The organism is Shewanella sp. HN-41 (assembly GCF_000217915.1).
In the GTDB taxonomy this organism is placed as follows: domain Bacteria; phylum Pseudomonadota; class Gammaproteobacteria; order Enterobacterales; family Shewanellaceae; genus Shewanella.
This window is the reverse complement of sequence record NZ_AFOZ01000040.1, coordinates 162,068-176,296: the sequence shown is the minus strand read 5'-3', so window position 1 is coordinate 176,296 and position 14,229 is coordinate 162,068. Positions and strand designations below refer to the sequence as shown.

The following is a 14,229-nucleotide window of genomic DNA, read 5'->3' as shown; positions in this document are numbered from 1 at the left end:
TAAATCGAATTTGTATCCTATAAAAAGTAACCCATTATGATGCGTAGAATACTCGCTTCTCTCTTTTTATGTCTATTCCTCACCCCTCTAATTGCGGCCGAACGGCCTAAAATAGGGCTGGTGCTCAGTGGTGGTGGCGCCAAGGGAGCGGCCCACGTAGGGGTGCTCAAAATATTGGAAGAACACCATATTCCAGTCGATTATGTTGCTGGTACGAGTATCGGTGCTTATGTCGCTGGCATGTACTCTCTGGGTTACAGTGCGAGTGAGGTCGAAGCCATTATGATGGGCGTCAATTGGGACAGTGGTTACTCGGATACTATCCCGCGCAATGTGTTGAGTTATCGAGATAAACAGCTAAGGGATCGCTACAATATTCCCCTCAATATCGGCTACAACGAAGGCGAAGTGAGGGCGCCTAGCGGTTTACTGCGGGGTCAGACCATGTCGCAGCTATTGCGACAATCAACGGATTTAGTGAGTCAGTTTGGTGATTTTGATGATTTAGCCATTCCCTACCGAGCGGTGGCGACTGACTTAGAAACCAGCTTACCCGTAGTGATCTCCCAAGGTAGCATAGTCAAGGCGATGCAGGCCTCTGCCACAGTCCCCGGTGCGCTTCAACCTACACAAATCGATGGCAAATTGCTCGTCGATGGCGGTATTGCCAACAATATGCCCGTCGATGTGGTTAAGGCTATGGGTGCCGATATTATTATCGCCGTGGACATTGGTTCACCCCTAGTCAAAAAAGATAAGTTAGACAGTACGATTGCGGTGCTCGATCAGCTTTCTAACTTTTTGACCAATGCCAGCACCACCAAACAAAAGGAACTGCTGACAGATAATGATGTGTTGATCCGTCCCGCGATCGATGACTTAAGCACCACAGATTTTACTATCATGCCGCTGGCATTAACTTTAGGTAGAGAGGCCGCCAATAGTCAGCTTGATAAACTGAGCACTATGAGTGTGAGCCCCGAGGAATATGCTGCCTACGTTGCGGCCAAACAAGCCAAGGGTAAAGTGCTTATCGCAGGTGTGAGCCATCCAATAAAGAAAATTGTGTTCGATAACCACTCTAAGGTGAGCCTCAATCTATTGAAGGAGACCTTAGAACTTAAAGAGGGGCAATCGGTCACTAAAGATGAGCTGAATGAAGCATTAAAACGAATTTACTCCCTCAATAAATTTGAGCGTGTTGACGCCGAATTTGTCGAGGGTGAAGAAGGACGGGTACTCACAGTCAGCACTCATGCTAAGTCATGGGGACCAAATTACTTCCAATTAGGCTTTAATTGGGAGGATGACTTTAGTGATGATTCGGCCATCGCCTTCGATATGGCTTACACAATGACAGATCTCACCCGTAACGGTGGCGAATGGCGTAATGAAGTTAAGCTCGGATTTGAAAGGTTATTTGCCACCGAATTTTATCAACCTTTGGATAGGGATCAGGAGTTTTATAGCCGTGCGCGTTATCAGTACGATACCCAAAGTTGGGGGTTATACGACAATAACAATCGTGTCTTCGATTTCGATAAGAGAACCCATACTGTTGAACTTGGTATCGGGTATAACTTTATCCTGCAGGGCATGGTTGAGCTTGGGATGGTGGCGGAGAAAGGTTCGATAGTCAACGATGCCTGGCTCACTGAGGATTTTGATTTCAGCTCCTATGGTGCCTATTTTAAATTTGGTTACGATAGTTTAGATAGCATCAGTTTCCCTACATCGGGTAATCGTGTCACCTTCAACGTCTATGTGCGCAATGAAGATTTCGCCGATATTGTCGACAACAATGAAAATGAATACAGCGTGCAGATTGAGGCCGACTGGAAAGGGGCATTGAGCGTGGGCAACCATGCTTTTGTGGGTAAAACCTCACTTGCCACCAATAACAATGATGGCTTCAATACGCTGCACCTTTCCGAGCTAGGTGGCTTCTTAAACCTGTCTGGTTATCACAAAGATTCACTGGAGGGTGCACATAAAATCTTTGGTGCCTTTATTTATCAGTATGACTTGGGGCGTGATGCCTTAGGTATGACGGATTACCCCTTATATCTAGGTTGGAGTTTAGAGGCGGGAAATGTTTGGTATGAAAGGTCCGATGTTAGCCTATCTGATCTGATCTATGCCTCGAGCTTGTATGTAGGCACAGATACATCGATGGGGCCTGCAGCACTGGGCTTTGGGATCACAGATATGGGTGATAAATCCTTCTATTTATTTATAGGTAAAGCCTTTTAGGCGATGATTTAGCCATAGATAATCAATATGGGCATAGCTAGAATCATTCCTTTTTTGAGTTATAGATCTGACGAGAAGAACCCAAATAGCCGCTAAAATGTCATATCCTTTTACAAAATCTTGCTACTGCGGGGCAGGGCAAGATGCTAAGGTCTTGCGGGAAAATAAATAACACTCTCAACGGAAGCTGGGGAAAACAATGAAGAAAATTAGCACACTAGCTCTGGGGATCGCCTTGAGTTTAGGGTTAGCCGCTTGCAGCAGCGAGCCTAAAACTGAAGTCGCCGCGGTTTCTGGCATTGAATTACAAAACTTTGATGCCTCAGTTCGCCATCAAGACGATTTCTATTACAGCGTTAACGGTAAATGGTTGGCGAATACGCCCATTCCTGCCGATAAATCTAACTACGGCGCATTTTCTGTGCTCTACGATCAAAGCCAAGATGCATTGAAAAAGATCATCGATGAAGTGGCCGCGAAAAAGAATCCAGCGATGGGCTCTAATGAACAGAAAATCGGTGACTTTAATGCCAGCTTTATGAATACCGAACTGCTGGAAACCTTAGGTGTTACACCACTTAATCCGTTATTAAATGATATTGCCAGCGCGAAAACCCATGCCGATTTACCCGCAGTCATGGGTAAGTTACTGACTAGCGGTGCTAGTATTCCCTTTGGTTTTTCGTTAATAACGACGCCAAAAATTCGACCCAATATGCGGTGTATTTAAGCCAGTCGGGTCTCACGCTACCGGATCGCGATTATTATCTTAAGGATGATCCTAAGTTTGCCGCTAATCGCCAAGCGATGGCCAAGTATGTCACCGACATACTGACAGAGGCGGGTTATAAGGACGCTAAGCGGGCGGCGAAAAACGTGGCGGAGATCGAACTGATGCTGGCGCAAAGTCAGTGGAGTCGCGTTGAATCCCGTGATGCGAATAAGGTCTATAACAAACGTGATCGTGCTGAACTGCAACAGTTAACGGGTCAGTTCGATTTTAATGCCTTTGCAGCGAGCGCCGGTTTTGGCGACAAAGTCACTGAAGTGGTTGTGCGTCAGCCTTCTTATTTTGAAAAACTGGGGGCAAACTTCAATGCCTTCCCCGTTGCAGCTTGGCAGGATTATCTCGCGTTCCACTTAGTGGACAGTTATGCCGAGCTGTTAAGCAAAAACTTTGTTGATTTGAACTTCGCTTTTAAGAGTAAAACCTTAATGGGGATCGAAGAGCAGCAACCTCGCTGGAAAAAAGCGGTTGATGGCGCCGACCAAGTGATAGGCGAGCTCGTGGGCGAAGAGTACGTTAAGCAATACTTTAAGCCAGAAGCTAAAGCGCGTATGGAAACCATGATCAAAAACTTGATCAAAGGTTTTGAAGTCAGCATCAATGAACTCGAATGGATGACTCCTGAAACTAAGGTCGCCGCCCAGGAAAAACTGGCTAAATTTACCTACAAAATCGGCTATCCAGATAAGTGGAGAGATTACTCGGGTTTAGAGATCAAATCCGACGAGCTGGTGGGTAACTATATGCGTTATGCCCAGTTCGAATATCAAGATATGTTAAACAAGCTAGGCAAGCCAATCGATCGTACCGAATGGGGCATGACGCCACAAACGGTAAACGCATACTACAGCCCAGTGAAAAACGAAATCGTGTTCCCTGCCGCCATTCTGCAGCCACCCTTCTTTAATATGGATGCCGATGATGCGGTGAACTACGGTGGTATCGGTGCCGTGATTGGCCATGAAATCAGCCATGGTTTCGATGACCAAGGCGCTAAGTACGATGGTGACGGTAACCTACGTGATTGGTGGTCGGATAAAGACAGGGAAGAATTCCAAAAACGTGGCAAACAGCTTTCGGCTCAGTATTCTGGCTATGAAGCATTGCCGGGCAAATTCGTTAATGGTGATTTGACCTTAGGGGAAAACATCGGGGACTTAGGTGGATTAACCGTCGCAGCACGTTCCTATCTGATGAGCTTAGACGGCAAGCCTGCACCCGTGATCGACGGCTTAACCGGCGAGCAGCGTTTCTTTGTGGGTTGGTCACAAGTGTGGCGCCGTAACTACCGCGATGAAGAACTGGGACGTCGTTTGTTGACCGATCCCCATTCACCTAGCCATTACCGCGCAATGGGTACGCCACGTAATCTCGAAGCTTTCTACAAAGCCTTTGATATGAAAGAAGGTGACAAGATGTATTTAGCGCCTGAGGAAAGAGTTAAAATCTGGTAACAGATTGAGTTAATAGTAAAAAGCCAGACAATGTCTGGCTTTTTACTGCGGGGATGCAAAAGGTTGCCATTAGAAATATTCAGGACAAATATGTTATCAAATTATCCTGCCGCAAAAAGAAATCTAAAACCTAGCTCGGCTATTACGCCGTTAATATCTTTGGTAAATCGAGCAAAGTGTCTGCTTGATGGTGTGCTATTACCCATTTAGCTTCACCCCTTTGTTCAGCGGCGGGAATGGCGACAGTTTGCATATTGGCGGCGCGGGCGGCGATCAAGCCATTAAAGGAATCTTCGATGGCGAGGCAATGGCGGGGATCGACGCCTAGGGTCTTAGCGCAGTTTAAATAGACCTCAGGGTGGGGTTTGCCGTAGATAAGGTGTTCGGCCGATTCAATTGCCATAAATTTTTCACTAAGATCTAACCTAGTTAATACCGCTTGGATAATGGTATTTGGGGATGATGTGGCTAAGCCGATTTTGAGCCCCAGAGCTTGGCAATGGGCAATCGCCCCATGGACACCTAACATGGCCTTGCCGCTGATCAGGATTTCACTGGCGACTTTATCCACTATCATCTGGCTGACTTTCATATTGTCGTATTCGGGCCAAGGGGCTTTGTGATACCAATAATCGACACATTGATCGATACGTAGCCCAGTGGTTTGTTGAATCGTTTCTATGGTGACGGGCACGCCGAGGGCGGATAGCACTTCATATTCGACGCGTTGCCATAGGGGTTCTGAATCAATTAAAACGCCATCCATATCAAAAATGACGGCTTGAACGTTAAGGGTTGTCATTGGTACTCCGATGGATAGGGATAATCACTTAGACATGTGATAAATTGCGCTTGAGTGTAAGTTTTTGCCTTGCATCTTAAAAGCTCAAATCCACAAAGTTGAGAAATATTTACGCTTATTTAAGCCACAGTGCTGAAAAATCCTTGTTTGATTTCAAATTTGTGAAAACATGTTAACTATCTGTTCAGTATGGTTTTTTATCTGTTTTCAAACTATTGTCTAATTTCCCTTGTTTTATTCTTCCCGTAAGTTGGGTATCGCCGCCGGATTTGACCCTTATTTCATCTTTCGTCGAGTGTGACCTGATTCATACTTTTGCAAAGCTGTAGTATACTGCAGGCCGGAAATACGGGTCGATCATGTCGGACTGTCAGCTTCAATAAAGAAGACGTGCAGTTTCGTTGTTAGAGCGCCAAACAAAGAGGAATGTTGCCGTGCTAGAAGCATATCGTAAACACGTCGCAGAACGTGCTGCAGAGGGCGTAGTCCCTAAGCCATTAGATGCACATCAAGTGGCTGAACTGGTTAAATTGGTTCAAAATCCACCCGCAGGTGAAGAGGCTTTCGTTCTCGACCTGCTCGAAAATCGAATTCCCCCCGGTGTTGATGAAGCCGCTTATGTTAAAGCTGCTTTCTTAGATGCAGTGGCTAAAGGCACTGTTGCCTCACCTATCCTATCTGCTGAGCGTGCTACCGAGTTATTAGGCACTATGCAAGGCGGCTATAACATTGAACCTCTGATTGCGCAGCTCGACAATCCCGCGCTCGCACCATTGGCCGTTAAAGCCTTGTCTCATACCCTACTGATGTTTGATTCTTTCCACGATGTGGTTGAGAAGATGGAAGCAGGTAATGAGTTTGCTAAGCAAGTCGTTGAAGCTTGGGCGAATGCTGATTGGTACTTAAGCCGTCCAAAACTGGCCGATAAAGTGTCACTCACTGTATTTAAAGTCTCAGGTGAAACCAACACCGACGATTTATCTCCCGCTCCGGATGCTTGGTCGCGTCCCGATATCCCGTTGCACGCATTAGCAATGCTGAAAAATGCCCGCGATGGTATCGAGCCAGATGTTGCTGGTTCAGTCGGCCCAATCAAGAAATTGGCAGAGTTGAAAACCCAAGGCTTCCCATTAGTGTATGTGGGCGACGTTGTGGGTACGGGTTCATCACGTAAATCGGCCACTAACTCAGTGCTGTGGTTTATGGGTGACGATATCCCATTCGTACCTAACAAACGTGCTGGTGGTTTCTGCTTAGGCGGCAAAATTGCGCCGATTTTCTTCAACACTATGGAAGATGCGGGCGCTCTGCCTATCGAGCTTGATGTGAGCAAGATGGAAATGGGCGATGTGATCGACATCTATCCCTACGCAGGCGTTGTTAAACGTCACGGCAGCGATGAAGTGATTTCAGAATTCAGCCTCAAAACTGAAGTACTGTTAGACGAAGTTCGCGCGGGTGGTCGTATTCCTTTGATTATTGGCCGTGGTCTAACCGACAAAGCCCGTGATGTATTGGGTTTGCCCGCATCGGATGTCTTCGTGCGTCCACAGGATGTGGCTGATTCAGGCAAAGGTTATACCCTTGCACAGAAAATGGTGGGTAAAGCATGCGGCGTAGCTGGCGTGCGTCCTGGCCAATACTGCGAACCTAAGATGACGTCTGTTGGTTCACAGGATACTACTGGTCCTATGACCCGTGACGAGTTGAAAGACTTAGCCTGTTTAGGTTTCAGTGCCGATTTGACTATGCAGTCATTCTGCCACACTGCGGCCTATCCAAAACCAGTTGACGTGAACACCCATCACACGCTGCCAGACTTCATTATGAACCGTGGCGGTGTGTCTCTGCGTCCTGGCGACGGTGTTATCCACTCATGGTTAAACCGTATGTTATTACCAGATACCGTTGGTACTGGTGGTGACTCGCATACCCGTTTCCCAATTGGTATTTCATTCCCTGCAGGTTCTGGCTTAGTGGCGTTTGCTGCGGCGACCGGTGTTATGCCACTGGACATGCCTGAGTCAGTATTAGTGCGCTTCAAGGGCAAGATGCAACCCGGTATCACGCTGCGTGATCTGGTGCATGCTATCCCATTAAAGGCCATTGAACTGGGTATGTTGACCGTTGAGAAGAAAGGTAAAGTCAACATCTTCTCTGGTCGCGTACTGGAAATCGAAGGCCTTGAATCACTGAAAGTTGAGCAAGCATTCGAACTGTCTGACGCCTCTGCCGAGCGCTCTGCTGCCGGTTGTACCATCAAGTTAGACAAAGAACCTATCATCGAATACTTGAACTCAAACATCACTATGCTGAAGTGGATGATCGCCGAAGGTTACGGTGATCGTCGTACCATCGAACGTCGTATCAAAGGCATGGAAGAGTGGTTAGCGAATCCTGAACTGATGAGCGCCGATAAAGATGCCGAGTATGCTGCGGTAATCGAAATCGACTTAAACGAAATCAAAGAGCCAATCCTGTGTGCGCCGAACGATCCAGATGATGCGGTACTGCTGTCTTCTGTTGCGCAAACTAAGATTGACGAAGTGTTCGTGGGTTCTTGTATGACTAACATTGGTCACTTCCGTGCGACCGGTAAGATGTTAGACAAGTTTGCTAAGACACTGCCAACCCGTCTGTGGATCGCACCACCGACTAAGATGGACAGAGATCAGCTGACTGAAGAAGGCTACTATGCGATTTTCGGTCGCGTAGGTGCCCGTATCGAGATCCCAGGTTGTTCACTGTGTATGGGTAACCAAGCACGTGTGGCCGAAGGTTCGACTGTGGTATCGACTTCTACCCGTAACTTCCCGAACCGTTTAGGTACAGGTGCTAACGTTTACTTAGCTTCTGCGGAATTAGCGGCAGTTGCAGCGCTATTGGGTCGTCTACCAACGGTTGAAGAATATCAAGAATACGCGAAAGAGTTAGACGCAACTGCGGCTGACACTTACCGTTACTTGAACTTCGACCAAATCGATTCTTACACTAAAAAAGCATCGGAAGTGATCTTCCAATCTGCCGTGTAATCGATTGCCGTAAGGTCACTTGATGTAAAAAAGCCAGCGCAAGCTGGCTTTTTTGTTAGGGCAAGACAATGAATAAACATCGAGTGATTGGAACACAAAAGACGAACGAAAACGATGTTATGCAGCGCACTCACTCTGATGTATGCGCCTTAGCATGGATGGGCGTTATGCCTGTTGGGCTTGCTCTGAATATTTGTTATGCAATACTTCGAGGAGTTCGTCCTCAAGCTCAAAACGAGTTTCCATCGCTTGGGCCAGCTCTGACAGATCTTTATCGAGTTGATACAGCACTTGGTCGTCCTGTGCTTCGGCGTATTTATCGTTGAAATCCAGTGCGATATTGGTTGTTGGGGTAATTTGGGGTAGCACTTGCTGCGCTAAGGTTTTGCTCGATTCACCAAATTTTTCGCAGGCGGTAACGACTCGATCGTACACTTCAAAATGACCTTCCGAGACATAATCGACTAACAGATCGCAGAAGGATTTTACATTTTCAAAGGAGGGAAGGGACTTCTCTGATTTGGTGTAGGGAGGTAAGCCAGCAATTTGACAGTAATGCACTAACAGCTTGCGACGATTTTCTAGCCATTGATCTATAAGCTTATTTGAACCGCCCCACTTCTGTTCTGCTTTTTCGAGTTCTCTCAGCATGATGCATTCCATTTAAGTGCCCGGACATGCTTCTAATGTAGGGGAGAAACCGCTATTTGATCAACACTTTTTATCGGCTTTTGTGAGAATAACCCGATGGACAAACCAGCTGTTTTGTATAAAAAAATACCGAAATAAAAAGCCCAACGATAGAAACCTATCGTTGGGCGAGTAACATATATAGCAGGCTCGATGCGACGAGCTTCTTGATTGTTCTTGCTAGCGCAGACTTTTTATACCAAAGGCGGGGAACCGGTGCAACTTTTTTCTGTCTGAGTGTGACTTCTGGTCTGATAGCTAAACGGTGTGTTATCTGGTTAACATTTTAGCGCTAAGTGGTTAATTGGACACCAATGATGGGGATTAGCTCACATAAATTAGCTCATATTGGTTACATTATTCGCGTAAATGCTAAACTACCGACCCAGCGGATCTCAATAAGTCTAGGAATCAAGCCAAATGGCAGAATTAAAGAATGATCGTTATTTACGCGCCCTACTGAAACAACCTGTCGATATGACCCCCGTTTGGATGATGCGTCAAGCTGGCCGTTATCTCCCTGAATATAAAGCGACTCGTGCACAAGCGGGCGATTTCATGTCTTTATGTAAAAACCATGAGCTAGCCTGTGAAGTGACTCTGCAACCCCTGCGTCGTTATGAGCTGGATGCGGCTATTCTGTTTTCCGATATTTTAACCGTGCCCGATGCTATGGGTTTAGGTCTGTATTTTGAGGCGGGCGAAGGCCCACGTTTTGAGCGCCCAACAGACACTATCGATGCGATTAAAAAGCTATCTATCCCAGATCCAGAAGATGATCTGGGTTATGTGATGAAGGCCGTGAGCACTATTCGTCGTGAGCTAAACGGCCAAGTGCCATTAATCGGTTTTTCGGGTTCGCCTTGGACGCTTGCGACTTATATGGTAGAAGGTGGTTCGAGCAAAACTTTCGAAAAAATCAAGAAGATGGCCTATGCTGAGCCTGCCGCGCTGCATATGCTACTCGATAAGCTAGCCGATTCAGTTACTCTGTATCTGAATGCTCAAGTGGCTAATGGCGCTCAATCGCTGATGATTTTTGACTCTTGGGGCGGCGCGTTATCGCACACGGCTTACCGCGAGTTTTCATTGCGTTATATGCAGAAAATTGTCGACGGTCTGACTCGTTTTGCCGATGGTCGCCAAGTGCCTGTGACCCTATTCACTAAGGGCGGTGGTTTATGGTTAGAAGCCATGGCCGAAACTGGCTGTGATGCCTTAGGTTTAGACTGGACCGTGGATATTGCCGACGCCCGTCGCCGTGTGGGCCACAAAGTAGCGCTACAAGGCAACATGGATCCTTCTATGCTGTACGCACCAATTCCACGTATCGAGGAAGAAGTGGGTCAAATTCTCGCGGGATACGGTGAAGGGTCGGGCCATGTATTTAACTTAGGCCATGGCATTCATCAGCACGTTGACCCTGATCATGCGGGTGCTTTTATTAAGGCGGTTCACGCTCAATCTAAGCAATATCATAAATAAGATAGTGCTAGATAAAATATTAACGGACCTGAGGGTCCGTTTTTTATGTTATTTACAGAATTACTGCGTTAAATCAAAGGGGTGAAAGGCAATTAAATGCATGCTATTGCTTACTTTAGCGACGGATAAAGCTAAGTGATGTTTAATACTATTCGTAAATGAGCTATGTTGCATGGCGCAGCGAAGGATTATGCGAAGCCATTAGTCAATTTAGTCATTAAAAGCCGTGGTAAGAGATGCACATTGGCAAGAAAATATTGGTATTTATTGCGGGTTTTTGTCTTCCTGCGGTTGTGATCGTTTCCTGTAGTCTTGGTTATTGGTATGATCATCGTGTCGAATTATTGCGCCAGGATAGTGCTAACCGTGAGCTGGCAAATATCCAGCAGCAATTCCAAATTGATGTCGACCGTTTAGCCTTTCTAGCTAATATCTACGCTTTGCCTCTATCTCAGCTCGATGAGTCGCAACTTAACACCTTAGAATCCTCATGGCATTCCAGCTCAATGTCGGCCAATCTTAGTTGGTATATTCTTGCTGACGGTGAGTTACGCGCTTTTTTCCCCAATGAACAGTCTTTTACTAGGGATAAGCTGCAAGAAATTGCTAATGCCGTGATGGCCATAGGCAAACCGAGAGTTGCAGGGGCCTATTTAATTGGCAATCAAGCCTTTGTGGTCACGGCCGTCGCCTCTGCACCCAAGGAATATGTGTTGCTAACACGCGAGCTTACACAGAGTGATCTATTAGAATATGCACAGGCTTCCTTAGTGACTAAGGTGACTATGAGCCACTCGGCCATTGCCACATCAAACACTGAATCTACTCACAGTGATATCATTGAAATTCAAAGTCTTTTAAAGCAGGAGCCTATCTATCTACAGGTCTTTTTCTCCGACGGCCTTTTCCAAGCGGTAAAATTTAGGCTCGACTGGGTATCCCTAAGCTTTATTCTGCTGGGCGTGTTTATTGTTGCCCTCGGCTATATTTGGCTTCGCAGGGGCCTACTTAAACCCTTTAAGCACCTTATGCAGCAATTGAGCTTGGTCGATCCTATGGCCAGTGTTTACCGACCCGTAATGGCGGAGGGAAACCAAGAGTTAGAAGTGCTCGCTAGTCGTGTTAATAGCCTGCTAGCAAGAATTTTTCAGCAAAAAGAACGGGCCAAAATTACCTTAGAATCCATTGCCGAAGCCGTCATTTTGACCGATGTCGATGCTAAGGTGCTTTATATGAATCCAAAGGCTGAGTTGCTGCTGAGTGTGGTGAGTGCTGACGCCCTCAATCTGAGTATTGGGAGTCTCTTAAAGGCCAGTGAGCCGCTCAATCAAGCGGTATTCAATTGTATTCGCCTCGGTGATTTGGCTCCCCAGACTGAAAAATTAAGTTATTAACGGCCTCTCCTCGGATTATGGAACGCAGCATCAGCAATGTGCGCAACCATAATCAAGATATAGTCGGTACTGTGGTGGTGCTGCGGGATATTACTCAAGAAGAGTTGCTTCAACGTCAACTGCAGAGAAGGGCAAATATCGATAGCATAACTCAGTTGCTCAATCGGCAAGCCTTTGAGGAGCGTCTCCCCCGTTTTACTCTCAATGCTAAGAGTATTGCCGTCTGTTACCTCGATTTAGAGCAATTTAAGTTGATCAACGATAGTTGTGGTCATGCAGCAGGTGACCGTATGTTGGCTATGGTGGCAAAGGCAATGCAAGCTTGTCTTGGGCCTGAGGAACTGCTGGCGCGTCTTGGTGGCGATGAGTTTGGGCTAGTCATGTGTAACCGTACGGCCTTATCTGCGGCGCAGCTTCTAAAGCAGGTGAGTGCTCAGGTGGCCCAGCAAGTGTTAGATGACAAAAATTGCCACTATAAAGTGGGCTTAAGCATAGGTGTCGCCTTTGGGCGCGCCCCTTTTATTGATGCCCAAGAACTCTTGAAAGACGCCGATATTGCCTGCATTGCCGCTAAGGCCAAGGGATCGAATCAAATCCATTTTTACGATGATAGGGATAAAGAACTCACTTATCAAAGAAATGCGCCCAAGTGGGCGGTGAGGATTGCACAGGCGATTGAGGACAATGAACTGATCCTCTACTACCAGCCGATCCGAGGTCTAGGTGCTGGGTCTAAGCGTCAGCGGATGGAGATTTTGCTGCGTATACAGGAACCCTGTGGCCGAATTCTCGCTCCCGCACAGTTTATTGCCGCCGCAGAGCGCTTCAAGTTGATGCCTGAGATCGATAAAGAAGTGATCCGCAAAGCTTTCTTATGGTTGTCCCTGCATCCCGACCTTTGGCCTGATCATTGTATTTCTATTAACCTTTCGGGCAATAGTTTGGGTGCCGAAGGTATGGTGGAATACATCGCCCAGCAACAAGGTATCTTTGATATTCCAAGCCAATGTATTTGCTTCGAAATTACCGAAACCACGGCGATTCAAAATCGTCATCGTGGAATGGAAATGCTCAAACAGTTACGTAAATTAGGTTTTTCATTTGCATTGGATGATTTTGGCAGTGGCTTTGCTTCCTATGGCTATTTGCGAGAATTGCCCGTGGACTATGTAAAAATTGACGGTTGCTTCGTTAAAAATCTCGCCGTGAATGCGAAAGACTATGCCATAGTCAAATCGATTCAGGATGTTTGTCGGGTAATGGGAATTGAAACTGTTGCTGAATTTGTTGAAAATCAAGATATTATAGATTGCTTGCAAAGTATAGGTATCAACTATGCGCAGGGCTACGCCATCGGCAGGCCGCAACCACTCGCTAACTATCGTGAACAATATGGGATAGAAATCGCGCAAAGCGCATAAAGGATTGCGCTTTTAGTATGATTATGACAGTTTACCTCAAGGCATAATTAACACACAAATAACAAGGGAATAGTTATGGATGGACTCACTGGCAAAGTCGTGGTTATCACGGGTGCCTCAGAAGGTATTGGTCGAGCGCTTGCGACGGCAATGGCACGTATAGGGTGTCAACTTGTACTCAGTGCGCGCAATGAAACCCGCCTTGCTTCACTCGCCCTCGAAATTGCCAATTATGGCCCCACTCCTTTTATATTTGCCGCCGATGTGACGAGTCCTGAACAGTGTGAGGCACTGATCCAAGCGACGATTGCCCACTATGGTCGTCTCGATATCTTAATTAATAATGCAGGCATGACCATGTGGTCGCGCTTCGATGAACTGACCCAGCTCTCGGTGCTAGACGAGATTATGCGCGTCAATTATCTCGGACCAGCCTATTTGACCCATGCCGCTTTACCCCATTTAAAGGCAAGCCAAGGCCAAGTGGTCGCAGTGGCGTCGGTCGCTGGGTTAACGGGGGTGCCGACCCGCAGCGGTTATGCCGCTTCTAAACATGCTGTGATTGGTTTTTTCGACTCTTTGCGGATTGAGTTAGCGGACAATAATGTCGCCGTGACAGTCATTTGCCCCGATTTTGTGGTATCGCAAATCCACAAACGCGCCCTCGATGGGAGTGGTAAACCCTTAGGCAAGTCCCCCATGCAGGAGTCGAAAATCCTGACCGCAGAGGAATGCGCCAATATGATGTTACCTGTGATTGCGACCCGTGGGCGGCAGTTGATTACTTCGTTCCGTGGTCGCCTTGGGCGTTGGCTTAAACTGATCGCCCCAGGCTTAATTGATAAAATTGCCCGCAGGGCGATTGCCTCCGGGCATTAGCCGTTATTGCACACTCCTATTGGCGTGCACAA

The 14,229-nt window shown here is 46.8% G+C and carries 7 protein-coding genes and 2 pseudogenes; 7 read left to right on the top strand and 2 right to left on the bottom strand.

Going from position 1 to position 14,229, the window contains the following annotated elements:
* Positions 1-36 precede the first annotated feature (36 nt).
* The 3 genes and pseudogenes from SOHN41_RS15385 (at position 37) to SOHN41_RS20650 (ending at position 4,494) form a co-directional block, all read left to right on the top strand.
* Positions 37-2,253, top strand: coding sequence for a patatin-like phospholipase family protein (locus tag SOHN41_RS15385; RefSeq protein WP_037459343.1), 2,217 nt, complete (start codon positions 37-39; stop codon positions 2,251-2,253).
* Between the two features lie 199 nt (positions 2,254-2,452).
* Positions 2,453-3,663 (top strand): annotated as a pseudogene (locus SOHN41_RS20655) (M13 family peptidase); the annotation flags it as partial.
* Positions 3,655-4,494 (top strand): M13-type metalloendopeptidase, encoded by an 840-nt coding sequence (locus SOHN41_RS20650; protein ID WP_420705326.1) that lies wholly within the window; start codon positions 3,655-3,657, stop codon positions 4,492-4,494. The pseudogene SOHN41_RS20655 and the gene SOHN41_RS20650, both read left to right, overlap by 9 nt.
* 142 nt (positions 4,495-4,636) lie before the next feature.
* On the opposite strand, the gene hxpB is transcribed toward SOHN41_RS20650, so the two are convergent.
* The gene (gene hxpB, locus SOHN41_RS15375; RefSeq protein ID WP_007650732.1) at positions 4,637-5,296 is read right to left on the bottom strand and encodes a hexitol phosphatase HxpB; all 660 of its coding nucleotides are present in this window, start codon (positions 5,294-5,296) and stop codon (positions 4,637-4,639) included.
* Between the two features lie 434 nt (positions 5,297-5,730).
* On the opposite strand from hxpB, the gene acnB reads away from it, so the two are divergent.
* Positions 5,731-8,328 (top strand): bifunctional aconitate hydratase 2/2-methylisocitrate dehydratase, encoded by a 2,598-nt coding sequence (gene acnB / locus SOHN41_RS15370; RefSeq protein ID WP_007650731.1) that lies wholly within the window; start codon positions 5,731-5,733, stop codon positions 8,326-8,328.
* A 165-nt stretch (positions 8,329-8,493) separates the two neighbouring features.
* On the opposite strand, the gene SOHN41_RS15365 is transcribed toward acnB, so the two are convergent.
* Entirely contained in the window at positions 8,494-8,979 is a 486-nt protein-coding gene (locus SOHN41_RS15365) for an Rsd/AlgQ family anti-sigma factor (RefSeq protein WP_007650730.1), read from the bottom strand.
* 459 nt (positions 8,980-9,438) lie between these two features.
* Between SOHN41_RS15365 and hemE the strand changes: the two genes are divergently transcribed.
* The 3 genes and pseudogenes from hemE (at position 9,439) to SOHN41_RS15350 (ending at position 14,197) form a co-directional block, all read left to right on the top strand.
* A complete protein-coding gene (hemE, locus tag SOHN41_RS15360) occupies positions 9,439-10,503 on the top strand; it encodes a uroporphyrinogen decarboxylase (protein ID WP_007650729.1) in 1,065 nt (354 codons plus the stop codon).
* 236 nt (positions 10,504-10,739) lie between these two features.
* Positions 10,740-13,318, top strand: a pseudogene (locus SOHN41_RS15355) (putative bifunctional diguanylate cyclase/phosphodiesterase).
* A 75-nt stretch (positions 13,319-13,393) separates the two neighbouring features.
* The gene (locus SOHN41_RS15350) at positions 13,394-14,197 is read left to right on the top strand and encodes an SDR family oxidoreductase (RefSeq protein ID WP_007650722.1); all 804 of its coding nucleotides are present in this window, start codon (positions 13,394-13,396) and stop codon (positions 14,195-14,197) included.
* Positions 14,198-14,229 lie beyond the last annotated feature (32 nt).